Source organism: Chlorogloea sp. CCALA 695 (assembly GCF_003003885.1).
Taxonomy (GTDB): Bacteria; Cyanobacteriota; Cyanobacteriia; order Cyanobacteriales; family Chroococcidiopsidaceae; genus Aliterella.
Map to the genome: position 1 here is coordinate 51,654 of NZ_PVWN01000002.1, position 24,552 is coordinate 76,205.

General features: G+C 41.4%; 21 protein-coding genes. 12 read left to right on the plus strand and 9 right to left on the minus strand.

The window, feature by feature from the left end:
• Nucleotides 1-357 precede the first annotated feature (357 nt).
• Entirely contained in the window at nucleotides 358-1,161 is an 804-nt protein-coding gene (locus tag C7B70_RS01655) for a pyridine nucleotide transhydrogenase (RefSeq protein WP_106367335.1), read from the plus strand.
• Here the strand turns inward: C7B70_RS01655 and C7B70_RS01660 are convergent.
• A complete protein-coding gene (locus tag C7B70_RS01660; RefSeq protein ID WP_106367336.1) occupies nucleotides 1,127-3,364 on the minus strand; it encodes a bifunctional (p)ppGpp synthetase/guanosine-3',5'-bis(diphosphate) 3'-pyrophosphohydrolase in 2,238 nt (745 codons plus the stop codon). The two genes, C7B70_RS01655 and C7B70_RS01660, sit on opposite strands and share 35 nt — an antisense overlap.
• Before the next feature lie 206 nt (nucleotides 3,365-3,570).
• On the opposite strand from C7B70_RS01660, the gene patD reads away from it, so the two are divergent.
• Both patD and C7B70_RS01670 read left to right on the plus strand, forming a co-directional pair.
• Complete coding sequence (gene patD, locus C7B70_RS01665) at nucleotides 3,571-3,924, plus strand: heterocyst frequency control protein PatD (RefSeq protein ID WP_199191993.1); 354 nt, start codon at nucleotides 3,571-3,573, stop codon at nucleotides 3,922-3,924.
• Complete coding sequence (locus C7B70_RS01670; protein ID WP_106367337.1) at nucleotides 3,921-5,564, plus strand: ABC transporter ATP-binding protein; 1,644 nt, start codon at nucleotides 3,921-3,923, stop codon at nucleotides 5,562-5,564. The genes patD and C7B70_RS01670 overlap by 4 nt, the downstream gene beginning before the upstream one ends.
• 18 nt (nucleotides 5,565-5,582) lie before the next feature.
• Here the strand turns inward: C7B70_RS01670 and C7B70_RS01675 are convergent, their stop codons facing one another.
• On the minus strand, nucleotides 5,583-6,785 hold the full coding sequence (locus tag C7B70_RS01675) for a DUF4336 domain-containing protein (protein WP_106367338.1): 1,203 nt from the start codon (nucleotides 6,783-6,785) through the stop codon (nucleotides 5,583-5,585).
• A gap of 87 nt (nucleotides 6,786-6,872) precedes the next feature.
• Between C7B70_RS01675 and C7B70_RS01680 the strand changes: the two genes are divergently transcribed.
• The 5 genes from C7B70_RS01680 to C7B70_RS01700 all read left to right on the plus strand — a co-directional run bounded on the left by C7B70_RS01680 (nucleotide 6,873) and on the right by C7B70_RS01700 (nucleotide 11,108).
• Nucleotides 6,873-8,204: a pentapeptide repeat-containing protein gene (locus C7B70_RS01680; protein ID WP_106367339.1), complete on the plus strand. Its 1,332-nt coding sequence runs from the start codon at nucleotides 6,873-6,875 to the stop codon at nucleotides 8,202-8,204.
• The gene (locus tag C7B70_RS01685; protein WP_106367340.1) at nucleotides 8,201-8,896 is read left to right on the plus strand and encodes a TVP38/TMEM64 family protein; all 696 of its coding nucleotides are present in this window, start codon (nucleotides 8,201-8,203) and stop codon (nucleotides 8,894-8,896) included. The genes C7B70_RS01680 and C7B70_RS01685 overlap by 4 nt, the downstream gene beginning before the upstream one ends.
• Before the next feature lie 87 nt (nucleotides 8,897-8,983).
• Entirely contained in the window at nucleotides 8,984-9,937 is a 954-nt protein-coding gene (locus tag C7B70_RS01690) for a glycosyltransferase family 2 protein (RefSeq protein WP_106367485.1), read from the plus strand.
• Nucleotides 9,938-10,041: 104 nt separating this feature from the next.
• A complete protein-coding gene (locus tag C7B70_RS01695; protein WP_106367486.1) occupies nucleotides 10,042-10,593 on the plus strand; it encodes a Uma2 family endonuclease in 552 nt (183 codons plus the stop codon).
• 50 nt (nucleotides 10,594-10,643) lie between these two features.
• Entirely contained in the window at nucleotides 10,644-11,108 is a 465-nt protein-coding gene (locus C7B70_RS01700; protein ID WP_106367487.1) for a DNA phosphorothioation-associated protein 4, read from the plus strand.
• 26 nt (nucleotides 11,109-11,134) lie between these two features.
• On the opposite strand, the gene C7B70_RS01705 is transcribed toward C7B70_RS01700, so the two are convergent.
• Nucleotides 11,135-12,328: a DNA sulfur modification protein DndB gene (locus C7B70_RS01705; RefSeq protein WP_106367341.1), complete on the minus strand. Its 1,194-nt coding sequence runs from the start codon at nucleotides 12,326-12,328 to the stop codon at nucleotides 11,135-11,137.
• A 69-nt stretch (nucleotides 12,329-12,397) separates the two neighbouring features.
• Here C7B70_RS01705 and dndC point away from each other — a divergent pair, with 69 nt between their 5' ends.
• The 3 genes from dndC to dndE are packed head-to-tail and all read left to right on the plus strand — an operon-like array spanning nucleotide 12,398 to nucleotide 16,305.
• Nucleotides 12,398-13,957, plus strand: a complete 1,560-nt coding sequence (dndC, locus tag C7B70_RS01710) for a DNA phosphorothioation system sulfurtransferase DndC (RefSeq protein WP_106367342.1) — start codon at nucleotides 12,398-12,400, stop codon at nucleotides 13,955-13,957.
• Nucleotides 13,944-15,965: a DNA sulfur modification protein DndD gene (dndD, locus tag C7B70_RS01715; protein WP_106367343.1), complete on the plus strand. Its 2,022-nt coding sequence runs from the start codon at nucleotides 13,944-13,946 to the stop codon at nucleotides 15,963-15,965. The genes dndC and dndD overlap by 14 nt, the downstream gene beginning before the upstream one ends.
• A complete protein-coding gene (dndE, locus tag C7B70_RS01720) occupies nucleotides 15,922-16,305 on the plus strand; it encodes a DNA sulfur modification protein DndE (RefSeq protein WP_106367344.1) in 384 nt (127 codons plus the stop codon). The genes dndD and dndE overlap by 44 nt, the downstream gene beginning before the upstream one ends.
• Nucleotides 16,306-16,315: 10 nt before the next feature.
• Here the strand turns inward: dndE and C7B70_RS01725 are convergent, their stop codons facing one another.
• The 6 genes from C7B70_RS01725 to C7B70_RS01750 form a co-directional block, all read right to left on the minus strand.
• Nucleotides 16,316-16,759, minus strand: coding sequence for a hypothetical protein (locus tag C7B70_RS01725; protein WP_106367345.1), 444 nt, complete (start codon nucleotides 16,757-16,759; stop codon nucleotides 16,316-16,318).
• 149 nt (nucleotides 16,760-16,908) lie between these two features.
• Nucleotides 16,909-19,374 (minus strand): ATP-dependent DNA helicase RecG, encoded by a 2,466-nt coding sequence (gene recG / locus C7B70_RS01730; protein ID WP_106367346.1) that lies wholly within the window; start codon nucleotides 19,372-19,374, stop codon nucleotides 16,909-16,911.
• Nucleotides 19,375-19,393: 19 nt separating this feature from the next.
• The gene (locus C7B70_RS01735) at nucleotides 19,394-20,176 is read right to left on the minus strand and encodes a hypothetical protein (RefSeq protein WP_199191994.1); all 783 of its coding nucleotides are present in this window, start codon (nucleotides 20,174-20,176) and stop codon (nucleotides 19,394-19,396) included.
• Between the two features lie 135 nt (nucleotides 20,177-20,311).
• The gene (gene tsf, locus C7B70_RS01740; protein WP_106367348.1) at nucleotides 20,312-20,971 is read right to left on the minus strand and encodes a translation elongation factor Ts; all 660 of its coding nucleotides are present in this window, start codon (nucleotides 20,969-20,971) and stop codon (nucleotides 20,312-20,314) included.
• A 179-nt stretch (nucleotides 20,972-21,150) separates the two neighbouring features.
• Nucleotides 21,151-21,945, minus strand: a complete 795-nt coding sequence (gene rpsB, locus C7B70_RS01745) for a 30S ribosomal protein S2 (protein WP_106367349.1) — start codon at nucleotides 21,943-21,945, stop codon at nucleotides 21,151-21,153.
• A gap of 154 nt (nucleotides 21,946-22,099) precedes the next feature.
• Nucleotides 22,100-23,041 carry a glycosyltransferase family 2 protein gene (locus C7B70_RS01750; RefSeq protein WP_106367350.1) on the minus strand — a complete coding sequence of 314 codons (942 nt, stop codon included), beginning with the start codon at nucleotides 23,039-23,041 and terminating at the stop codon, nucleotides 22,100-22,102.
• A 299-nt stretch (nucleotides 23,042-23,340) separates the two neighbouring features.
• Here C7B70_RS01750 and C7B70_RS01755 point away from each other — a divergent pair, with 299 nt between their 5' ends.
• The gene (locus C7B70_RS01755) at nucleotides 23,341-24,540 is read left to right on the plus strand and encodes an argininosuccinate synthase (RefSeq protein ID WP_106367351.1); all 1,200 of its coding nucleotides are present in this window, start codon (nucleotides 23,341-23,343) and stop codon (nucleotides 24,538-24,540) included.
• The last annotated feature ends 12 nt before the right edge of the window (nucleotides 24,541-24,552 follow it).

Sequence of the window (24,552 nt, forward strand, 5' to 3'; positions counted from 1 at the left end):
GACTTACGCTCTAGTTTCAAATACACTACTCAAATCTGCACTGAATATATTAGCTGAATTTCTCAATTTATTTGTATCTACAATCTCAATTAATCCTATTCCCTAAAAATTAATTTTAGTTTAAACCAAAGCGGTACTTTTCTGCGTTTTAAAATTGGCTCACTTTGGTAAACTTCAACTTAACATTTATATAAAAAATTGATATGCGATCGCACATTGTCTTTACAAAAATCAGAGTTTAGTAATTATATAGCAAAGAATACAAGCGACATATAACAAGGATTAATCTTACTTGTATTATGTATACTACTTTTAAAAAGCTCAATGTTTTTTACTATAAAAAATCAAACATATATTATGAGTAAAGCAATTATTGGCTACACTGGGTTTATTGGGAGTAATTTAATTCGTCAAGCAAAGTATGATGATTTTTATAACTCCCAAAACATCGAATCTGTTGCCGGAAAAAGTTTCGATTTATTAGCTTGTACGGCGGCTCCAGCCGAAAAATGGTTAGCAAATAAAGAGCCAGTAAAAGATAAAGAAAATTTACAGAAATTAATCAAAAACTTACAGCAAGTATCAGCAAAAAAAGTAATTTTAATCTCTACTATTGATGTATATAATCAACCTGTTGAAGTAGATGAAGATACAAGCATAAATGCAGAAATTTTACATCCTTACGGCAAACATCGATTAGAGCTAGAAACTATGATTCAAAATCAGTTTGATGCTTTAGTTGTGCGCTTACCTGGTTTGTTTGGTAAGGGAATGAAAAAAAATATAATTTATGATTTTCTCCACAACAATTTATTAGAAAAAATCAACAAGGGTAGTGTGTTTCAGTTTTATAACTTAGACCATTTATGGCAAGATATTCAAGTAGCCATCAAAAACGATTTAAAAGTAGTTAACTTTGCTACTGAGCCTACCAGTGTCGCCGAAGTAGCTATTACAGCTTTTGATTTTGAGTTTACAAACCAAACACAAAACGCAGTTAAGTACGATATCCGCACCAAATATTACCAACTTTTTGATGGTATTCAGCCGGGATACTTATATAACAAAAGTCAAGTGTTATTAGAACTAAAAGAATTTGTAACTGATTTCAAAAACAGTAATTCTGCTATTTCTCAACTTGTCCTACCCGACGAATATTGAGAATATCGCTCATTTTTTTGATTTGGACAAATACTTTTTCTAATTGAACCCGATCGCGTATTTCCAAACCCAAGTCAATAATAGCAGGTTCCCCATTTGTCGTTTTAACGTTGGCATTTCGCACGTTGATACTATAGTCGCTCAGGCGAGATAAAATATCTTTGAGTACACCTACGCGGTCAATAGCTTCTATTTGCACGTCAATAGGATAAGTTTGGGGACGACCTTTATTCGAGTCTACAGGATTCCAGCTTACCGGAACTAAGCGATCGCCTTCAACATTTTCGACATTTTGACAACCTTGGCGGTGAATAGAAATCCCTCGATTGCTGCGCGTCACCACACCAATAATTACCTCTCCAGGAATTGCATTGCAACAACCCGCCAAATGATATAACAAACCTTCAACCCCAGCAATCGGCGATTCGCTGGCTTTTTTGGTAGGTAAAGGAGTCCGGGTTGCAGTAGTTGGTATAATAACTTCTGTCGTATCAATAGTTTGCTGGGTTTTAAACACTTCTCGCCAGCGATTGAGTACCAAGTTTAAAGTTACTTCCCCGTAACCCACCGCCGCCAACAAGTCCTCTACACTGTGATAATTGCATTTGAGGGCAACTTGTACCATTGGCTCAGATTTTAGCAAAGATTCAAAGCCAGTTTTACCTATTGCTTTTTCTAACATATCTCGACCACGAGAAATATTTTCGTCACGGTGCGATCGCTTGTACCATTGTCTAATCCGATTTTTTGCCGCCGATGTCCGGGCAAAATTTAACCAATCTAAGCTGGGGTGGCTGTTTTTCTGGGTAAGAATTTCGACAATATCGCCATTTTTCAACCGCGTATCTAGCGTTACCATCCGTCCATTTACCCGCGCACCACTACAACGATTGCCAACTTCTGTATGAATCCGGTAAGCAAAATCTACCGTAGTCGCACCGGGACTAAGGGGAATTACATCGCCTTTGGGAGTAAATACATAAACATCATCTTCAAATAAATTATCTTTAACGCTTTCTAAATACTCCTGGGGATCTTTAACGTCTTTAAGGTCGTGTTGCCATTCTAATAGCTGTCGTAACCAGGTCAACTTTTCGTCTCCTGGAGCCATTTGCGTATGACTGCTACCTTTTTCTTTATACTTCCAGTGGGCGGCAATTCCATACTCAGCGATGTGGTGCATTTCTATCGTGCGAATTTGCACTTCTACGGGTCTGCCTGTGAAGCCTACAACCGCCGTATGCAATGATTGATAGCGATTTGGTTTGGGCAAGCCAATATAGTCTTTAAACCGCCCTGGAATCGGCTTAAATTCATCGTGAGCTATGGCTAAAGCCCGATAACATTCTTCGTTCGTTTGTACCACAATCCGAATTGCCGCCAAGTCGTAAATTTCGCTAAATTCCTTCTGTTGGCGCTGCATTTTTTGATAAATGCCGTAAAGATGCTTAGGACGACCGCTAACATCGCTGTAATTAATCCCTGCTTGGTCTAGCCTTGCTTTTAATATCTCTGTAACTCTAGTGAGTCTATCTTCTCTATCGCCGCGCTTTTCCGCCACCAATTCTTGCATCTGACGATAAGCATCGGCTTCTAGGTATTTAAAAGCTAAATCTTCTAATTCCCACTTAAAGCGCCCGATCCCCAGTCTATGAGCAAGGGGGGCAAAAATATCGCGGGTTTCTTGAGCAATGCGGCGGCGCTTTTCATCAGCTAAGTGTTCTAAAGTCCGCATATTGTGCAAGCGATCGGCAAGCTTGACTACAATTACTCGTATATCTTTTGCCATCGCCAAAAACATTCGGCGAAAATTCTCGGCTTGACTTTCGGTTTTACTAGAAAAATTAAACTTAGATAACTTAGTAACCCCTTCTACCAATTGGCGCACTTCGGGATTAAACAACTGTTCTAATTGTTCAATTGTAATATCAGTATCTTCAACCACATCATGAAGAAAACCCGCCGCAATCATCGCGCTACCGCCACCTAAATCGCGCAACAAACCCGCCACCGCTACCGGATGACAGATATAAGGTTCGCCAGATTTGCGATACTGTCCTTCATGGAGTTTATAGGCAAAATCAAAAGCGCGACAGATAATTGCCGCATCGCTAGAATCATTATCTGACGATGCAATTAAACACTTTTGTAACCATTCAGGAATAACACAATCAAAGGAAGCGGTAGGCGCAACGGCATTCATAGGGATCGGGGCTGCAATAAACTATTTGGGGTAGAACTATTAAAAAAGGCGACGGGTAAAGCAAAACAAATTATTAGGTTTGTTAATAGTAGCGCCAATTGTGCCAAAACATAGGCGGCGCAGTTATAAAAAATGTTTGTAGATTAGCAATTGTCTGCTAAACCTCTAAAATCTATTCATAGGGCAAAATTATTTACATTAATCTTATGCTAATTAGCCCAATGTTGCCAGAATACCACCAGCATTATCAGCAATTTGTCAAACTAATAGAGCAACTGCAATCTCAACAGCAAGACTTGGCTCTTTTGCGCCAAAGTCACCAAAAAGCGCAGCAATTTTTCATTCAACAGATACTAACATTAGAGCCAATAGACAATTATCAAATCCGCTCTTATCAAACAGAAATTAGCAAACAGTTGCAATTAATCGGTATGGATGTAATATTTTTGCAAGCAGCAAAAGTACCCGAAACCGCCGCAAATAGACAAAAACAACTACTTCAGCGCCTCCCCACTTTACTTAATTATTGCAACGCTATCCTTCAAGCTTGTCAAACATGAAATCTCTACTAACTATAGAAAATCTTAAAGTAGCCTATCCCCAACGCCGACTAAGTGGGCAACAACCTAATTGGGCAATAAATGATGTATCTTTAACCTTGCAAAGGGGCGATCGCTTAGGCTTAGTAGGAGAGTCGGGTTGTGGTAAATCGACCTTAGGTAGAGCCGTTATGCGTTTGCTACCACCATCATCGCAAATTGAAGGTAGCGTTAACTTTGATGGTCAGCCAGTTTTTGAAATGAATAGTTCCCAAGTGCGAAAGTTTCGTGGCGAAGCAGTGGCGCTAATATTTCAAGATCCGATGACAAGGTTAGATCCTTTGATGACGATTGGCAAACATTGTACCGAAACTTTGCTTTCGCACCAACCCCACTTATCAGCCAAACAAGCTAAAGAAAAAGCCATTGCTACTTTAGAAGCCGTTAGTATTCCTGCAAGTCGCGCTAATCAGTACCCCCACGAGTTTAGCGGCGGAATGAGACAAAGAGTTGCGATCGCACTTGCCTTATTACTCAATCCCAAACTTATTGTTGCAGACGAACCCACCACCAGTTTAGATGTAACTATCGCCGCGCAAATTCTAGACGAATTAACGAGATTATGCCGAGAGCGAGAAATGGCACTGCTATTGATATCTCACGATTTGGCGCTAGTAGGGAAATACTGCGATCGCATGGGCGTAATGTACCAGGGATCGCTTGTGGAATTAAACGACTCTAAAAGCGTCTTGCAGCAGCCCCAGCATGAATATACGCAAAGCCTCTTAAAAGCGGCTTTACGTTTGCACGAGAACGATAAAAAAGCAACAGTAAATAAGCAAGAGCGATCGCCTTTACTAAAAACTATTAACTTACAGCAACACTACACCATCGAACCCAATTTAATCGAGCGATTTTTTAAAGAAAAAGAGCAAACCATTAAAGCAGTAGATAATGTCAATTTAGAACTGTATCAAGGGGAAATATTAGGACTTGTGGGGGAATCTGGTTGCGGCAAAAGTACCCTTTCTCGTACCATATTGCAGCTAATTCGCCCTACTGGGGGAAAAGTACAGTTGCAAGAAACAGAACTTACTACCTTGTCGCGGCAAAACTTGTTACAGCAACGGCGACAAATGCAAATGGTATTTCAAGATCCCCATGCTTGCCTAAATCCAATGATGACAGTAGGCGAAAATATTGCCGATCCCGTACTAATTCACAAGCTAGAAACCCCAGATTTTTCAGCGTCGCAACAAGCAATGAAGATGTTGGAAAGAGTTGGCTTAGTTCCAGCAAAGGAGTATTACGAGCGTTACCCGTCGCAACTATCGGGAGGACAACAACAACGCTGTGCGATCGCACGCGCAGTAATTACACACCCCAAACTCTTAATCTGCGACGAACCCGTAAGTATGTTAGACGCGAGTATTCAAGCGCAAGTATTAGATTTGATGCTGGAATTAAAACAGCAATTTGAACTTACTTATTTATTTATTACTCACGATCTTTTTGTGGCACGATTTTTATGCGATCGCATTGCCGTGATGCAAGCCGGAAAAATTGTCGAAATTGGTGCAACCGAAGACATTTTTAATCATCCTCAACACCCGTACACGCAAACGTTGTTAAAAGCCGCGCCTTTATTAGCGCGATCGTGATTATTCCCGATGCGATCGCTACAACTGATTGGCGGGTGGTGGAACAATGCCAGTTTTTTGCAAACCTGCATCAATTTTTTTTATTAGTTCAAAGTCTGCCTCTAAAAGAGAATTGTCTGGACTAATTGGCTGTTCTAGAAAGGCGAAAGCTTGGCGAAATTGCTGGGGTTGGGCAATAATTGGCGCATCAAAATGACAGGGAATAATTCGTTCAAAATTCCAACAGGCTACAATATCCGCCCAAGCAAGAGTTTCCGTAGGAGCGCGGTTGAGAATTAAAGTTTGTAATACAGGAGCAACAAATAATTTGCGATCTCGTAGCGCCTCAAACGAGCGCTGCCAATTAAGCCGCCATTGGAATGGAAATAACCCAAAATAAGCCTTTTTTGAGCGGTTTTTGGCTTTAAAAGCATTGCCCAATAGGTCTTTTAACCTCGGTACTTCTAAAACGCTAGGACTAAAATACAAGGCAAACAAAGAGATACGTTGCCATCCTTTGCAGCGATTGTCATAAGTATCTGCAACTACATCGGTGGCTTTATCTTTGGCATGAAACAGCAAAGGATAAGGATCTAACTGCACAATGGCAGGTGGCGAAGCTGGCACGGAAACGATCGTATCTGTCACTAATAAAGTACGCGATTTTTTGTGAAAAAAAGCAACTTCAGTAAATCTACCTAATCCCAGTTCAATCGCGCCCAGAATAGCATAGTCAAACTCTTGAGCAAAGGGAGTTTGGCTAATATCTGCTGAAAGTACCTGAGTTCTTTTAAAGGGCAAACCAAGCCAACTAAGCGGCAAATTAAGCGGAAAACTCCACTGCTTAGGCGCTACAAATATTTGGGCATGGCGAAAGTATCTAGCAAAAGGGCCGACAAATACTTTATGTTCTAACCCAGAGCTAGTAGGCAAAATGATATATTTAACATCACCATGTTCAATAACTAATTCATTTAGAAGCCTGATACATTCTGGAGTTGGGGCAACTGGTGCGTAAACGAGCAAACCGCCAGTATCAAGCTTTACAACGCTCATACGAATAGGTACGACAACATAAAAGATGCCCTGAAGTTGATCGAAAGTCCAAACAGTATTTTTTACAACCTCAGTGCGGATTGTTTGCCGTTGGCTAAAAGGGTAAATTGGCAAGGTAAACCAAAAAGACCACAAAAAATCTTTACTATACTGCTTAGATAATTCTGACGTTTCCTGTACTTTCATCCTAAAATTGGGGTAATTAAAGACTCCTAACAAATTGTCAATGCTTAAATTATTTTATTGGAAGCAGCCCACAGTCAAAATAGAAGCATGACGATTGATTCAAATTCTTCTCACCCCGATTCTAGCCCTGAAAACTCCAGCGACGATCGCAATAATAACGATCTCGGCATTAGTACAGCAGATTTGGCAACCAAACAGGCTTTAGCTGCTTTGTCATCCCTGCAATCATCGCCGCAGAATCTCGCTACTTTAACTCAATCTCGATCTACTAACCAAGACAATACAAAGTTTCGTACAGGTAGCCCGCGAGCAATAGTTGTAACTTTGATTGCAATTATTTTAGTAATTATTGGCGTAGCTGTAAATAACTTTTTAATTGGCATTGTAGGTACGCTGCTGGCTTTGCTACTTTCGGGAGCAGTGATTTTACCTTGGTTGCAAGCGGTAGTTAGTGAAATGGTATCGCCTCAAGAAAGGTCATTATTTGTGGCTTTTTTGGGCGCTGCCGCCGCAATTGTGGGTTTATTTAACTTCACAGGCATCAACACCCAAATTTATGCTTGGGGCGAACAAATTAACTGGGATGCCTTTGGGACATTAGCCGAGTGGTTTGGGGCTTTGGGACAAATTTTAATTGCTGTAATTGCGGTTTATGTGGCTTGGCGACAGTACGTGATTTCTAAAGACTTGACTATTCAGCAAAATTTGCTCACCGTCCAACAAAACTTAATTACTCAACAGCAAACCATTGATGCTTATTTTCAAGGTGTATCTGACTTAGTGTTAGATGAGCAAGGATTATTAGAAGATTGGCCCCAAGAAAGAGCGATCGCTGAAGGACGCACCGCCGCTATATTTAGTAGTGTTGATGGCAGTGGTAAAGCCAAGATAATCCGGTTTCTATCTCGTTCTAAGCTCCTTACCCCGTTGCAACGCGATTCTCGCTTAGGTAGAGCTATTCTAAATGGTAATGGTGGTTACGCCGAAGATCGCCTCTATGGAGTGCGGGTAATAGACTTAGGTGTAATGTTAGCAGGGGCGGATCTTTCTAATACAGATTTGCGCTGGACAGACCTCAGCGAAGCTAACTTAGTTCGCGCTAACTTGAGTAAATGCGATTTGGTTAAAACTAACTTAGCTCGGACTATTTTGTATGATGCTAAGTTGGTTGGCGCAGACTTTAAAGGAACTCGGTTATTTTATGGCAAGGCGGAAGTAGCTAGTCCTCGTAGTCGTACATCTGGGCCCAACTACCAAACCGGAGAATATACCGGAGCAGTAGTTGAAGATGCCGATTTTAGCGACGTACAGAGGATGTCTGAACCCGTGCGTTACTACTGCTGTACGTGGGGTGGCGAACAAACTAGAGCAACGATTCCTGGCGGCTGCGAAGGTATTGTCAGCAAGTTAGAAAAATGAAAACAGGTATTTTACTACTAGCAATTATCTGTATTGTGGCTACGGGTGGAGTAATTTATTTACTTGGGGGCATAGAAAGCGCTCAAATTAGAGCTTGGTTAAATTCTGTAGGTATTTGGTCGCCAGTTATTTATATTGCGCTGTATGTATTAGCAACAGTGTTAGTTTTACCTTCAACGGTACTTAATCTCACTGGTGGAGCAGTTTTCGGAGCCGTATGGGGGACTTTGTGGACTAGCTTGGCGGCAATTATTGCGGCAATTGTTGCTTTTACTTTTACTCGCACGGTGGGAAGGGAAATTATCGCTGAAAGACTTTCTGGACGTTGGCAAGCGATGGATGCAGAAGTACGCCAGGGGGGACTATTTTATATGTTTGCCATCCGGTTAGTGCCAATTATGCCCTACGGCTTGGTCAATTTTGCGGCGGGGTTAACATCAATTAGTTTTAAAGATTATGTTTTGGGTACAACTATGGGTACAGTACCTAGTGTTTTACCTTTTGTACTTTTGGGTAGTTCAGGGTTAAAGGCATTGCATACGGGAGATATTTTACCTTTAGTGGGAGCTTTGGCACTTACAGGTATTCTTGTGGGAGGTTCTACATGGTATCGTCGTCGCATCTTGCTGAGTAAAACCGCAAAAGCCTTGCAACAAAAAGAACTTAGCAATGAAGACTTGAAGGAACGCTAAAGTACGTGGTGTTGCTGAAAGTATGATAATTTTTCCTTGGAATTACTACCAATTACCAATTACCCATTACCAATCCAGCAACGCCAAATGTCTCCTAAATATTCTTTTATCATTCCAATTTATAACGAAGAAGAAACAATTTTAGAAATGTACCGCCGGATGAGTGCAGTAATGGATCGGATGGATGGGGCGGTAGAATTAATTTTAATCAATGATGGTAGCCGCGATCGCTCAATCCATTTACTACGGGATTTACACGATCAAGACTCTCGCGTTTGCTATCTTAGTTTGGCGCGTAATTTTGGACACCAAATTGCTGTGACTGCGGGTTTAAACTTTGCTAGAGGTCAAGTTGTTGTTATTTTAGACGCAGACTTGCAAGATCCTCCCGAACTTATCCCTGACATGGTAGAAAAGTGGAAGCAAGGTTATCAAGTAGTCTACGCCCAACGCACCCAACGCCGTCAAGAAGGCTGGTTTAAACGATTTACTGCTTACAGTTTCTATCGATTGCTTAAGCAACTGGCTGATGTAGATATTCCGACAGATACGGGGGATTTTTGTTTGCTGGATCGACAGGTTGTAGAGGTGCTAAATGCGATGCCAGAACGCAACCGTTATATTAGGGGATTGCGATCGTGGATTGGTTTTCGTCAAACTGCAATTCGATTTGAGCGCGATCCTCGCTTCGCTGGAGAAGTTAAGTATACTTTCCGTAAGTCTTTGGCTTTAGCAATCAATGGTTTAGTATCATTCTCTACAGTGCCGTTGCGTATATCTACTTATGTAGGATTGTTGGCAGCGATCGCATCTATTTTAATGGCTTTATTAGTTTTATATTGGCGGATTTTTGTCCCTAATTCGCCTTTAACAGGGTTCACAATGGTGTTAATGGCAATATTCTTCCTTGGTGCGGTGCAGCTAGTCTCTATTGGGATTTTGGGCGAATATATTGGGCGGATTTACGAAGAAGTTAAGGGTAGACCTTTGTACACTTTAGCGGAAGTTGGCGGCTTTATTCGTCAGCAAACCAAAGTTTAATGCGAAGCTCTGCGGGCGCGCTAGCGCTATCGCACCTTTACATAAAAAAGCCTGGAAACGCAGTTAAACTATGGATAATGGGGAGATTAACTGCTGTAAGTATTATGAATACAAAAGCCCAAGCAATTATAGAAAACCTTTATAGAGTGCCAGAAGACGGCAAAGCGGAACTGGTGAATGGAGAATTGGTATTGATGGCTGCAACGGGTTTCATGCCGGGAAGGGCAAGCGGTGAGATATATGTCAGCTTGCGCGATTACGAACGCCGTACTAGGGCAGGGTACGCTTTACCGGATAATGTTGGTTTTATCGTGAATTTGCCCAACCGCCGCTCTTTTAGCCCTGATGCAGCCTTTTATAGGGGTAAACCTACCGGGGGAAAATTCCTTGAAGGTGCGCCAGTTTTTGCCGCCGAAGTAAGAAGCGAAAATGATTATGGTGAAGCCGCAGAAAAAGCAATGGCTTCTAAGCGTAAAGATTATTTTGCCGCAGGTACTTTAGTTGTGTGGGATGTGGATGTTCTGAAAGAGGAAGTTGTTAGAGTTTATAGTGCTAATAATCCCGAACATCCGCAAATATATCGTTGTGGTGAGATGGCGGAAGCCCAAAGCGCTTTGCCAGGGTGGGTAATGGCAGTAGATGATTTGCTTGTTTAGGTGTGTGCGATCGCTTGCAAGGTAAAAAGTTTAGATTACGTATAAAAATAATGGCTGAAAATAGAATTAAAATTGCTAAAGATAAAGCTAACTTAGTCAAAGCATTGAAAATTTCAGATACGGTAAGTGGAGTTTTTCAAACTTACGTAGATATAATGGTATTTGCGGCGGCGATAGGAATCAGTAGAAAAAAAAGAGTTCCTTTAGTTGAAATTGCTAAGGACTTAGATCCAATTAGACGAGATTATTTTAGCAATAATAGATGTGAGTTACTTATAAATTTGCTGGCACTTTCTGAAAGTCAAAATCAAAGTATTTTATCAGATGATGAACAATCAGATGACCAGCGTATTAACATATTTGAAGAATACGCAAATGGCGGACTTGAGGTATTACAGCAAGAATTGCGTGGAGCCGTAGATTATTCAGAACAAATGTTGCTAATTCTTAGTTATGAACGATTTAAACCAGAATCGCCGGGGGAGGAATTTGATTTAACTAGATTCCTCTCTTAAACTAGCTTGTAATTATAAATAAACTCCTATGTCCAACCTAGTTGTGCTTTTGCGACACTGACTGCTATTCTTACTGCACTTGCTACCGCAGATATTTTGTATTTTTTAGCAGGATTTGTACAATTAGGATCGATTCTAATCACACTATCCTGCCACAGATGACTTTCTCGTGACCAATCAAGTTGAGCAATCTGCAATACTTTTTCAGAGTTAAAACAATAATTTTCTTGTTCATAGGTACAGTACAACAATCTTCCTAAAATCTCTAGTCCAACACTTACACCTAGCAAACATTCTTGCTTAAAAGTATCTACCTGTTCAATTGTAAGAGCTTCAACGTTTGTATTAAAAATTTTCTCTGTTTGCTTGCATTCAGCAAATAATTCATTTAAGCAATTAATAAGAGCTTGAGATGATTCAGTAACATCGTAGTTTTGAAGCTTGTCATCAGGATTTTCAGAAAAAGCACAACTTACAGCCCTAGCAATGTAGTTATTTGTGTAAATTAATTTATTTTTAGTTGCAGGAGATGCTTTAATTTTTTCTGTCTTACCTTGAAACATTGGCACTTGTTTTACTAAATTTTTAGTTATACCAACTCGACCTTCAAATTCCCCAAAAGAGACTAATAATGATTTATCAAGTTGTCTTGTTTGAGCCATGTCTCTAAAATCTGTCTGACATTGATGAAAGTCCCCTTCTAAAACTAAGGTAATGGGAAAATCGTCATCCCCGATCAATTCACCATCAGCACTCTCAATCAAATCATGAATAGCCTTTTTACGGTGCTGCCCATCAGTAATATCCAGTTTAACTTTTCCAGGAATAACAACTATGCAAATACCCCTCTGACCTAATTCAATAATCTTAATTTCGTCTGGCGATACATTCGCCGTCAGTGTACCTAAAATCCAAGGCTTTCCTTTTGTCACACGATCAATAATATATTCTTTGACTTCATCCGCGTGACCTTTTACTTCTGGGCGATTTTTTCCTGAATCAGGATCGTTGCCAGTGGAGGGTTTCGCTTGAAGTAGAGTAGGCAAATCTCTAGCAGGGACATTAATTTGTAGCATCTGCCGCTTTCCTTGCCTAAATATTAATCCTAAATAGCACCGATCTCGACAGTTTGCTGAAAAATGTGGCTCAACAATAGAGTCAATACGTTGGTTATTCTCTGATTGGACACCGTTGGTACTAAGATCGTGGGAGTTATACATAAATCAATTAAGTTTTAGAAAAATTTATTAAGTTCATATTATGTACAATTTTATACTGGTAAGTAAGAGATGACAACTGCTCCAAAGTCTAATATTGATAGTCAATATCAACGTACTGTTGGAGAGCTTGTAGAAGACATCCAAGCTCTTACTACTGAAATTCAAGAGCTATATTGCTTAGATTCTATCCCCTGGATTATTGGGTTTTCGGGAGGAAAAGACAGTACAACAGTATTGCAATTAATCTGGAATGCGATCGCAGCCCTTCCAATAAAAAAGCGCCGCAAGACAATATATGTAATTTCAACAGATACGCTAGTAGAAAATCCTATAGTATCTGCATGGGTAAGTAGATCCTTAGAATGGATGAAAGTTGCTGCTCAAGAACAACAACTACCAATAGAGCCTCATCTACTGCAACCACAAATCCAGGACACTTTTTGGGTAAATCTTATAGGGAAAGGATACCCAGCGCCTAGATTACAATTTCGGTGGTGTACATCACGTCTCAAAATTAATCCTGCTAACCACTTTACCCGTGAGGTAGTTCGAGCTAACGGTGAAACAATACTTGTCTTAGGTACTCGTAAAGCTGAAAGCATTAAACGAGCGGCAACAATGGAGAAGCATGAAGAGGGTAGATTACGCAATCGCCTCAGCCCTAACTCAAGCCTACCTAACTCCCTAATTTACAGCCCCATAGAAGACTGGCGTAATGATGAAGTGTGGCTTTACCTCAATCAGTACGAAAATCCTTGGGGACAAAGTAACAAAGACTTATTTGCCATGTATCGGGGCGCTACAGAAGATAATGAATGTCCTTTAGTAGTCGATACTTCTACCCCTAGCTGTGGTAGTTCTCGTTTTGGGTGCTGGGTTTGCACAATGGTTAGTAAAGATAAATCGATGGAGGCAATGATCCAAAATGATGAAGAAAAAGAATGGATGCAGCCTTTGCTAGATATACGCAATGAATTAGATGTAGAAAACGATCGCGATCGCCGCGATTTTCGCCGTCTAACTGGTAATGTACAATTATTTGAGCGTAATATCGATGGTGAAATATCTGTAGAACCCATACCAGGCCCTTATACTAAAGAGTGGCGGGAAACTTGGCTAAGGAAGCTACTATCCGCCCAAACGCAAATTCGCCGCACCGCACCATTACAAATGCGCGATATTACTCTAATAACGGCGGAAGAACTTAGCGAAATTAGACGCATTTGGTTAGAAGAAAAACACGAGTTTGATGATAGCTTACCGCGCATTTATCAAGAAGTTACGGGGGAAATTTTCCTAGATCCGCGCCCTGGGGCTGATAATAGTCTTTTAGGTGCAGATGAGTGGACGGTACTAGAAGAACTCTGCCAGGGCGATGCTATGCACCTAGAATTGATGGCAAAATTGCTCGATACAGAACGCCAATATCGGACAATGACCAGTCGTACAGGTATCTATAGTAAATTAGAAAAGTGCTTTGAAACAAGTTCTAGATCCCCGACGGATGCGATCGCAAATGCCCATTACAAGCGCGATTTAAAAACTGCTGCGGGTGATGGAAATGTGGAAACTGTTAAACAACTAACTTGGGCAGATTTAAAGTTTCAGGCAAAAAATGATATTTCTTGAACTTGTAATTCAAAACTTTGGCCCTTATTGTGGCAGACAGGTGTTAAATTTGCGTCCGCAAGATCAGGATTCTCCACCAATTATTTTATTAGGTGGAATGAATGGCGGCGGTAAAACAACGCTAATGGATGCTATTCGTCTAGCACTTTACGGACATCGGGCGCAATGTTCTACTCGCAATAATTTAGGGTATAGCGAATTTTTAAATCAATCTGTCAATCGCCATACACCTCCCGGCGATCAAACTCGGATTGAGTTAACTTTTGAACATATTTTAAACAACGTTCAAGTAGAGTTTAAAATCGAAAGAGTTTGGACGAAAAACTCTAAAAGCGGTAAAGATAGTTTAGGCGTTTCTATTGACAACTATCAAGATTTAGCCCTTACTCAAATTTGGGATGAACGCATTGAAGATTTGTTACCTTTAGGCATTTCTAATTTGTTTCTTTTTGATGGCGAACAAGTAAAAGAATTAGCCGAACAAGAAACCCCTACTATTGACGTAACTAACGCCATAAAAACACTTTTGGGCTTAGAATTAGCTGAACGTTTAGCAGGTGATATTGAGATTTTAGTTAACCGCAAGCGTAAAGCTGTGGCGGATACTCAAGACTTGGCAAATTTAGAAAAAATTGAACAAAAACTAAATTTGCAAAAAGATAAGTTTGAAGCGGCAAAAGAGCAGTTAAAAATAACTCAAAAAGATATAGAAAAAGCTCAAAAACATTACGATGAAACCTCAGAAAAATTCTTATCTGAAGGTGGTAAAATTGCCAAGAACCGTAGCCAGCTAGAAACGCAGCTAAGTTATGGGAATGAAGCGATCGCACATCTTCGCAAAGACTTATCTGAAGTAGCGGCGGATGTTATTCCCCTAGCTTTAATTTCAACCCTTTTAAATCAGGCGCAAACCCAAGCACAAAAAGAATCTAAACACTTGCAAGCAAAGATTGCTCAAGATGTGGTAAAAGCTAGAGACAATCGTTTTTTAAGTTGTATTGAAACTCTTGCATTATTACCAGAACAAGTTGAGCAAATAAACCTTTTCATTGAAGAAGAAAACAAAGCTTTAGAGCAAGATATTAACTTAACTGAAAACCTCTATTTAGCTGGAGATTCTGAAACAAGCAATCAATTAACTAATAATATTGGTCGTGACTTACCAAACCAGATAAAGAAAGCAAAAGAACAATTACTTAACTTAAAAAATAAAGAAGAAGAAACCACCGCTATTGAAAGACAATTATCCGCCGCCGCCGCCCCAGAAAGATACGAGAAACTCGCCGATGCTGTTAAAGTTTCTCAATCGCAATTAGTCCAAGCAAAATCTAATTATGAAACTACTAGAAAGCACTGTGAAGAATTAGGTAGATTCGTTGACAAAACTATCAAAGAACTATCACAGTTTGGCGATCAAAATATTGATCGCAAAAACGATGAACATATTATCAAAGCATCGGCAAAAGTTCAAAATACTCTTAAATTATTTCGGGAAAAACTAACATTAAGGAAACTCAATCAGCTAGAAACCGTAGTTACAGAATGCTTCCTATATCTGCTACATAAATCAGATTTGGTACATCGGATCGCTATTGATGCTCATACTTTTACCTTATCTTTGTACGATTATTCAGGAAAACCCGTACTCAAACATCGCTTATCGGCGGGAGAAAAACAACTACTAGCGATCGCATTTTTGTGGGGATTAGCCCGTGTCTCTGGGCGCAACTTGCCTGTAGCCATCGACACGCCGTTAGGTAGATTAGATTCATCCCACCGCAACAACCTGATAGAACGCTACTTTCCCAACGCCAGCCACCAAGTAATATTACTATCTACTGATACTGAAATTGGGCAAACCGAAGTTCAACAGTTGCGGGATAATAAAGCGATCGCGCGTGAATATCTCCTAAAATACTCTCCAAGCACCAGACAAACCACCATAGAACCCGGCTACTTTAGCAATGGAACCTCCACTAACACGAATCCAACTATCTCAAACGGCTAAAGATCAATTAACCAAACTCAAGCGCAGCACCAAAATCGAGCAATGGAATATTCTTTGTCGCTGGGCGTTTTGTCGTTCTTTAGCCGAACCAACTATTCCTTCACCCGTACCAATACCCGCCGATAGCAACGTCGAAATGACTTGGCGAGTCTTCGGCGGTGAAATGTCCGATATCCTCCTGATTGCCCTCAAACAGCGCTGCTACAACGACAATTTAGGCACAGACAAAGAAACCCTAGCAACGCAATTTCGCCTCCATCTGCATCGCGGGATTGGCTACTTAGCAGGGGATCCCAACATAAAAAAGATTGAAGATTTGATCTTACTTGCGATCGCATGAAGCATTTTCGTTATGCTTTGTCGCTAAGTTCCAGCAAAGTTTGTAAGTAAGGGGGACAGTTTTTAGCAAGGTTGATTAGACCACTGGTCATATAGTGCTTGCGAAATTCCTCAAATCCAATAGTGTTGTTCAGTAGTAGAGATGGAGTAAAAATTTGATGACGCTTGTTTCCAGTAGCAAGAAACTGTCCATCGCTGCATTGCTTAACTTGTTCGATCTCAAATTTTTCCCAAAGAAAATATATTCGTTTTGAGGAGAGCGTTATTTCGGGTAGTTTTTGTTCAAATCCTACCTCACGATATTGCTTAGGAGTTCCTGTAACTACTAAAAAAACTAAACCCCAGTTCTCTTGTTTTTCAATCCAGCTTTTATTAGTATAGATTCCGCCCTCTCCTTCGGTGCTAGGTAATCCCCATAATTCAACTTTATGAGTTTGTAAATAAATCTTTGTCATTTAATAATCCTTACTAATATTACTAATATTGCTTTCTGTACATTATGAATCAGTTAATATCTCAAAAAATCAGCGACCGCTTTATCGTAAAAGAATACACGGATGAAGTAAAAAGATATTTTAAAAACTCTCCTAAGTCTAACTTCTTCCTAAGTCAAAATTGCCCCACCCATCAGCCTTTGATAACGATACTCCAACTCCTTCCGCATCAACGACCAACGAGTTAACAAAGGATCTTTTTCAATCACCTTTTCCGCCGCTTGCCTAGCCAATTCTAAAATTTCTCGATCTTCTACCAAACTTGCTAAAGTAAAATCTGCGACCCCCGATTGACGAGTCCCAATCACTTCCCCAGGCCCGCGAAACCGCATATCCATCTCAGAGATAAAAAACCCATCTTGCGACTGTTCCAAAACTTGCAACCGTTGACGCGCCGTTTCAGCCTTAGAACTACTCATCAATAAACAGTAAGATTGCGCCGCACCGCGTCCTACTCGTCCCCGCAATTGGTGCAACTGAGATAAACCAAAACGTTCGGCATTTTCAATCAACATCACCGTAGCATTGGGGACATCGACCCCAACCTCAATTACCGTCGTCGAAACAATAATTTGCGTCTGATTGTCCCGAAATTGAGTTAACGCCGCATCCTTATCCGCCGAACTCATCCGACCATGTAGCAATCCGACTTGAAACTGCGGAAAAACACTTTCTTGCAACCTTTGATGTTCCTCAACCGCCGCCCGAACATCTAATTTTTCTGATTCTTCTATTAAAGGGAAAACAATATAAGCTTGTCGTCCTTGGGCGACTTCACGGCTAATTAAATCGTAGGCGTTAGCGCGTTCTTTCCCTGTCAAAACTGTAGTATGAATCTTTTGCCGTCCGGGGGGCAATTCGTCAATCTGGCTAACATCCAAATCGCCGTGCAACGTCAGCGCTAAAGAGCGCGGAATCGGGGTTGCAGTCATAGTTAATACGTGGGGCGCTTCCCCTTTTTGCTGCAACGCCGCCCGTTGTCCCACCCCAAAACGGTGTTGTTCGTCAATAACTACTAAACCCAACCTTTGAAAATTTACCGGGTCTTGAATTAAAGCATGAGTTCCTACGAGTAGCGGCAATTCGGCGGTTTCTAACTGCGCGTGAATTTGTCGCCGTTTAGCAGCTTTAGTAGAACCCGTGAGCAATTCTACAGGCAAATGCAGTAAATTGAGCCAGCTAACTAATTTACGATAATGCTGCTCTGCCAAAACTTCTGTAGGAGCCATCAAAGCCGCCTGGTAACCCGATTGAATCGCCGCGAGAATGGCAACTACAGCCACAACGGTTTTTCCCGAACCTACATCCCCTTGAATTAAACGGTTCATGGGAGAAGATTTTTGTAAATCGTTGAGAACATCGTTAATTACCCGCGATTGAGCGCCCGTCATTTTAAAAGGCAATACTTCGTAAAACTGCTCAATTAGCTGCCCCGTTCGAGCAATAATAGCGCTAGTTTGAATTTGTTTAGCTTTGTATTGACGTTGCAGTAAACCTAGTTGTAAATAAAAAAATTCATCAAAAACTAACCGTCTCCTAGCAACAGCTAAAGCAGTATCATCGGCGGGAAAATGGATATTTGCGATCGCATTACTCAATTTATCTAGCTCGTAATGCTTACGCAGCGCCGCAGGTAACGGGTCTTTTAGTTGACTAGCGCAAGGCAAAGCCGCAATTACTGCTTGTCTGACCATATCCGCACTCACCCCCTCTGTAAGCGCGTATATCGGCACTACTCGCCCAATAGTTAGCGAATCAATCCCATCTCCGGGACTAGCCAAAACTTCTAATTCTAAGTCGTCTAAAGTTACGCCATACTTATTCTTTTTAACTAATCCTGAAGCCGCAACCGTTGCATCTACTGGATAGTGGCGTTTTTGCTGTTCGTGCCAACCGCGATTTGAGTAACGACTACCAGCAAAAAAACGGTTGAGTTTAATTTGTCCGGTATTGTCTTTTAAAATCACTTCCAAAATCGTCAACTTAGGATTGCGGGGACTGCTAAAGCAACTGCAACGATGAACTCTACCAACAATTGTTACCGTTTCCCCTTCCGCCAATTCCCGAATATTAACCTGACGCGCATAATCAATATGGTCACGGGGATAGTAAAACAGCACGTCTCGCACCGTAGACAAACCCAAACGAGTTAAATAACTTGCTCTCCTAGCGCCAATTTCGGGCAAGCTAGTCAAAGATTGGTCAAGAGTGGGAAGAAGGCGTTCATTTATTTCTGCCGCTAAAGGAGTTGTTTTTGCTAACTTTACCTTGGGCGTGTAAGGCTGCTCCTCTCCCGGTGTGGCTTGAAAAGTATTATAAATATATCGGCGTGTGGTAGCTACTAAACTCTGGCGCTCCTCAAGAGTTAATTGGGGATAGTTAGCAAATTCTAATGCCATTGATTGCCAGCGTTGGCGCTCCTCAAAAGGCAACCCATCCGGCGATTTACCAAAGCTGAGACTGAGAAACTCACTAAAACGGTACTGTTTCCCCATCAGGTCAACAAAGCCCCTTTCTGCCTCTACTGCTAAGGCTTTTTGCAAGCGCAACCAATCGGGTGAGTCAGTAATGTACATTGATGTTCAAACTTTAAAACTAGGATTCAAACCAACTTGCGCGCCATGCGGCTTCAGCTTGGGCTACATCTCTTTCGCGCTGCTTTTTTTGATACTCGCGCTCTAGCTTGCCTACTTTCCCCGATATACTACGAATTTGATTGCGTTTAGCCCGAACGGTAGTATCGGCAAATTCAATCTCTATTAGTCGCAGATGAATAGCAATAATATGAGTAACATGAGATTCAGAAGACTCACTATCGCTATCGGTTTCTATTAATAAGTTTAATAGATTTGGCGATGAGCCGCTCATCATTTCTGGCGCACCATCCGAGGCACTGGTAGCCGCTTCTAGCAAGGGCGCAAGGGGTAAATTGTTTGGTAATATTTCCGCTTTCTGGAGAACGCTATTAGTTTTGCTAGAGAGAGTTTTGAGCGTATGTGCGATCGCATTTTCTACCTGAAACTGCCATTTCATCAACTCCACAGGGTCAGAAAAGCTAATTGGTGCGGTTTCTTCTTCTGCCAAAAAAGAAAACTCTAAACTATCTTCTGTTTGAGTATGCCTAAGCAACTGGGCGGCGGCTTGCTGTGTCAATTGACGAATCTCTTGCTGTAATTGCTGTCTTTGGCTCATTGACAACCTAACAAACTCTTGTGGGTAGCCCTGAGTACACAGGTGATAAGTTGCCAACATTAGCTGTTTTGACACCCCTTGCCCCAAAGCAGTGAGATAACTAATATAAGCATTTTCAAGTTCGGTGGCGATTACTTTTACCTTTTCTTCTAGCGCCGCAATATCCCGATTAATTTGTTCAACCATAACTACCACAGCGCCAAGCTAGACTTAGGTACATTTGTACTTTTCATATTTTAAAATAGCTACTCAAAATAAAGACAGGTCAGCTTTAATTCGTGCTTGACCTGCCTAAAACACCGAGCCATCAGCCTTTAAAAATTAGTTTTTGCCCATTTGTGCGGCTACTTCATCAGCAAAGTTGCTTTCTTGCTTTTCAATGCCTTCACCCAATACAAACCGAGCAAAGCGCCGGACTTTAATGTTTTCGCCCAAAGTCGCAATACTTTGTTTTACCAATTCTTCCACATTAATACTTTGATCGCGGATAAAGGGCTGATCCATCAAAGTCATTTCTTTCAAGCGCTTTTCAATTCGACCTTGAACAATTTTTTCTTTAATATTTGCTGGCTTATTGCCCAAATCATCCTTACCCATCTCAATTTCTTTTTCTTTTTCAGAAATTTCGGCGGGGATGTCTGCGACAGAAATATACTCAACATTAGGACAAGCTGCTACTTGCTTGGCAATATCTTGTACCAGTTTTTTAAACGCATCTCCACGCGCTACAAAGTCCGTCTCGCAGTTTACTTCTACAAGTACACCGACTCTACCGCCCGTGTGAATGTAACTGTCTACCAAGCCCTCGGCGGCAACCCTTGTACCTTTATTTGCCGCCGAAGCCATCCCCTTTTTCCGCAGCCAGTCCATTGCTTGGGTGAGGTCGCCGTCAGTTTCTTTTAGTGCTTTTTTACAGTCCATCATCCCCGCGCCAGTTTTTTCGCGCAGTTGTTTGACAGCTTGTGCAGATATGTCCGCCATCTTGCCTTAATCCCTACTTGAATTACAGTTATCTTTGTGCTTCAAGGGCTTTAAGGCAAACTCAAAGTTTGCCCTAAAACACTTACCAAATCATTCAAAAATTCATCTCGCGTTCAATTCTCTAAATTCCTAGAGTTTCAAACCTCAAATTAATCACCGATTGAATTTCCCCAATAAAGCTATGCTCCGGCTTCTTCTTCCGTGGGAGGTAACGAATCTGTATATCCGCTTTCCTCATCCTCAAAGTCTTCTGCGCCATCGTAGTCTGGGTAGTCTCCATCTTCTGGGACTTGACCGTGATGCCCTTCATAAATCGCATCAGCCAACTTACCTACTATCAACTTAATGGAGCGAATCGCATCATCGTTAGCAGGAATTGGCACATCTACGACATCAGGATCGCAATTTGTATCTAACATTGATACAATCTCAATCCCTAGCTTTTGGCATTCTTGAACGGCGTTGTATTCCCGGCGTTGGTCTACAATTACCACTATGTCGGGGATTTTCCGCATTGTTTTAATACCACCAAGGTATTTTTGCAACTTAGTCATTTCCCGGCGCAACATGGAAGCTTCTTTTTTGGGTAATAAATCTAAGGCCCCAGTTTCTTCCCGGCGTTCTAAGTCTTTCAACCGTTCGGCGCGAGTTTTGATGGTTGCCCAGTTTGTCAACATCCCACCTAGCCACCGTTGGTTAATGTAGTGAGAGCCACAACGAGTAGCTTCTTGGGCAATAATCCCCGCAGCTTGGCGCTTAGTGCCAACAAATAGAAATTTCTTGCCTTGCTCTGCGGCTGTCCGCATATAGTTGTAGGCATTGTCCATCAATTGGGCTGTTTGCACCAAGTCAATGATATGAACGCCATTGCGGGAAGTGTAAATGTAACGATCCATTTTTGGATTCCACCGCCGGGTTTGATGCCCGAAGTGAACTCCCGACTCCATCATTTGAGCCAATGAAACTACTGGCATATTTTTTGCTCCTATTCGGGTTAATCCTCCATCCAGGCGCATTTCTAATTAAGAAACACCCGAAAAAACTGGATGTGTGAGTTTAGACAACCCTTCTAGTGTATCACAAATGGGTAATGGGTAATTGGTAATTGGTAATTGGGAATTAAAATCATTACGTAATCGGCGATGTTTGACGCATTTGAGCGTAGGCAGCATAAACGCCCTTAACGTTGTACCAGTTAAGAAAAATCCGGGCAATTTCTAAAGCTAGTTGGGGTTTATTTTGGTTAATTAGCCACTGCAAAAAGGGAGCCATCGTTTTTTCGTTTAGTAATCCATTTACAGATAAGATGCTCCACAAAACCTTATGCAACGGGGTCATTTGAATCATCATCCTGACATCCCAAGTAGGATGCTTTTGATAGAATAAAACCCCCATTCGTCCCCGTTGGATTTCTTTATCAATTAGGTTAGGAATTTGAGCTAAAGCAAAAGGAGGATGCCAATGGTAGCCTACAGCATCAGGACACTTAATTAATTTTAAGCCCAATTTTTTAAGTCTTACCCCCAATTCCAAGTCTTCCCAGCCGTAGAGTTGAAAGCGCCTATCGAATAAACCCGCTTTATCCAGCCAGTGACGCGCAATCGCTACATTTCCGGTAGCAAAATAAGCCGCCGAAAAGTCTGTCAGTTTATAAGGTTCAGAAGTAGGGGAATCGAAGTTACAAGTATTGATTACGCGCCCGTAGGTAAAAATGCGATCGCTCTCAGCATTAGTTAGAGCTTCAAAGTGAGCAACTAAGAAGGTTTCAGTCACAACTAAATCGCTATCAATAAAAATAATTGTATCGCCCAACGCCTTCTCTACACCTAAATTACGTGCCGCCGCAGGGCCTTGGTGGTTTTGCAAGTAAGATTTTACATGGGGAAAATCCGCCGCCGATGCTTGCAACCAGTCTAAAGTACCATCAGTAGAGCCATCATCTACAAGCACAATTTCATAGCCACTGATAGCACTTTGAGCCGGAATACGTTGATTTTCTAGCGCTTTAAGACATTTTTGTAAAATTGGTAAGCGATCGTAAGTTGGAATAACAATACTAAAAAACACCATCTCCCCCTAATTAAACCCACTTAGTTCTAGTATGTCACTTGAAAAACAGAGCCTGGTGAGTTAATTTTATGGGCGTTGCCGAAAGTGTGATGATTTTTACCTTGCGCAACTTTCCTGTATCTTCCTCAATGAAAATTACTTACTGAAACTACTTTCAATTACCAATTACCCATGACCAATTTATCCATTACCCATTACCAATTTATTCATTGCCACAAATTCTGTACCATTGCTAACTGTGAATAGGGCGTAATTAGGTAGATAATATTGACTCGTTGTTTTGCGGGAAGTAAAAATTAATGGGTCGTGCTAAAAAAGTTGTACTAGCTTATTCTGGTGGAGTAGATACATCTGTCTGCATTCCTTACCTCAAACAAGAATGGGGAGTTGAAGAAATAATTACCCTCGCCGCAGATTTAGGACAGGGAGATGAATTAGAACCAGTCCGGGAAAAAGCGCTAAAATCAGGGGCGAGTAAGTCTTTAGTTATTGATGCTACAGAAAATTTTGTTAAAGACTACGCCTTTGCAGCCCTACAAGCAAACGCTTTATACGAAAACCGTTATCCTCTTTCCACAGCCTTAGCTCGTCCTTTGATCGCTAAACTTTTAGTAGATGCAGCCAAAGAATACGGCGCGGATGCGGTAGCTCATGGATGTACTGGCAAAGGTAACGATCAAGTGCGTTTTGATGTCTCTATCGCCGCGCTTAACCCCAACCTCAAAGTTTTAGCACCAGCGCGAGAATGGGGAATGAGTCGGGAAGAAACGATCGCCTACGGGGAAAAATTTGGTATTCCTTCCCCAGTTAAAAAATCTTCTCCCTATAGTATTGATCGCAATCTATTAGGACGAAGTATTGAAGCTGGGCCCCTAGAAGATCCTAGCTACGAGCCATTAGAAGAAATTTATTTAATGACTAAAGCGATCGCCGATACCCCAAACGAGCCAGAATACGTAGAGATTGGCTTCGAGCGTGGTATTCCCACTGCCTTAAACGGACAAAACGTTGCTCCAGTAGAACTAATCAAGCAGCTAAACGAGCTTGTAGGTAGTCACGGAGTCGGACGCATCGACATGATCGAAAACCGTTTAGTTGGCATCAAATCGCGGGAAATATACGAAGTCCCAGCGCTAATAGTATTAATTCAAGCTCACCGCGACTTAGAAAGCTTGACTTTAACTGCCGATGTAACCCATTACAAACGCGGTATTGAGGAAACTTATAGCCAAATTATCTACAACGGGCTGTGGTACAGTCCCTTAAAATCTGCCTTAGATGCCTTTGTCCAAAAAACTCAAGAGCGAGTAACTGGAAGCGTCCGGATCAAGCTATTTAAGGGTAATGCCACCATTGTTGGACGCTCCTCCGCGCAATCGCTGTATACCCCCGATTTAGCCACCTACGGAGCCGATGACAAATTCGATCATAGAGCCGCCGAAGGCTTTATCTACGTTTGGGGACTACCAACGCGAATTTGGTCGCAACAAAACTCCTAAAAACCTGTAGAG

Bases quoted from the DNA above. Each gene is read 5' to 3' on its own strand.
- C7B70_RS01700 (WP_106367487.1), top strand. From the start codon at position 10,644: ATGGCTGAAAATAGAATTAAAATTGCTAAAGATAAAGCTAACTTAGTC.
- dndC (WP_106367342.1), top strand. From the start codon at position 12,398: ATGACAACTGCTCCAAAGTCTAATATTGATAGTCAATATCAACGTACT.
- dndE (WP_106367344.1), top strand. From the start codon at position 15,922: ATGGAACCTCCACTAACACGAATCCAACTATCTCAAACGGCTAAAGAT.
- C7B70_RS01685 (WP_106367340.1), top strand. From the start codon at position 8,201: ATGAAAACAGGTATTTTACTACTAGCAATTATCTGTATTGTGGCTACG.
- C7B70_RS01750 (WP_106367350.1), bottom strand. From the start codon at position 23,041: ATGGTGTTTTTTAGTATTGTTATTCCAACTTACGATCGCTTACCAATT.
- dndD (WP_106367343.1), top strand. From the start codon at position 13,944: ATGATATTTCTTGAACTTGTAATTCAAAACTTTGGCCCTTATTGTGGC.
- C7B70_RS01695 (WP_106367486.1), top strand. From the start codon at position 10,042: ATGAATACAAAAGCCCAAGCAATTATAGAAAACCTTTATAGAGTGCCA.
- C7B70_RS01735 (WP_199191994.1), bottom strand. From the start codon at position 20,176: ATGGTTGAACAAATTAATCGGGATATTGCGGCGCTAGAAGAAAAGGTA.
- C7B70_RS01725 (WP_106367345.1), bottom strand. From the start codon at position 16,759: ATGACAAAGATTTATTTACAAACTCATAAAGTTGAATTATGGGGATTA.
- C7B70_RS01660 (WP_106367336.1), bottom strand. From the start codon at position 3,364: ATGAATGCCGTTGCGCCTACCGCTTCCTTTGATTGTGTTATTCCTGAA.
- C7B70_RS01705 (WP_106367341.1), bottom strand. From the start codon at position 12,328: ATGTATAACTCCCACGATCTTAGTACCAACGGTGTCCAATCAGAGAAT.
- recG (WP_106367346.1), bottom strand. From the start codon at position 19,374: ATGTACATTACTGACTCACCCGATTGGTTGCGCTTGCAAAAAGCCTTA.
- tsf (WP_106367348.1), bottom strand. From the start codon at position 20,971: ATGGCGGACATATCTGCACAAGCTGTCAAACAACTGCGCGAAAAAACT.
- C7B70_RS01675 (WP_106367338.1), bottom strand. From the start codon at position 6,785: ATGAAAGTACAGGAAACGTCAGAATTATCTAAGCAGTATAGTAAAGAT.
- C7B70_RS01670 (WP_106367337.1), top strand. From the start codon at position 3,921: ATGAAATCTCTACTAACTATAGAAAATCTTAAAGTAGCCTATCCCCAA.
- patD (WP_199191993.1), top strand. From the start codon at position 3,571: ATGCTAATTAGCCCAATGTTGCCAGAATACCACCAGCATTATCAGCAA.
- C7B70_RS01755 (WP_106367351.1), top strand. From the start codon at position 23,341: ATGGGTCGTGCTAAAAAAGTTGTACTAGCTTATTCTGGTGGAGTAGAT.
- C7B70_RS01690 (WP_106367485.1), top strand. From the start codon at position 8,984: ATGTCTCCTAAATATTCTTTTATCATTCCAATTTATAACGAAGAAGAA.
- C7B70_RS01680 (WP_106367339.1), top strand. From the start codon at position 6,873: ATGACGATTGATTCAAATTCTTCTCACCCCGATTCTAGCCCTGAAAAC.
- rpsB (WP_106367349.1), bottom strand. From the start codon at position 21,945: ATGCCAGTAGTTTCATTGGCTCAAATGATGGAGTCGGGAGTTCACTTC.
- C7B70_RS01655 (WP_106367335.1), top strand. From the start codon at position 358: ATGAGTAAAGCAATTATTGGCTACACTGGGTTTATTGGGAGTAATTTA.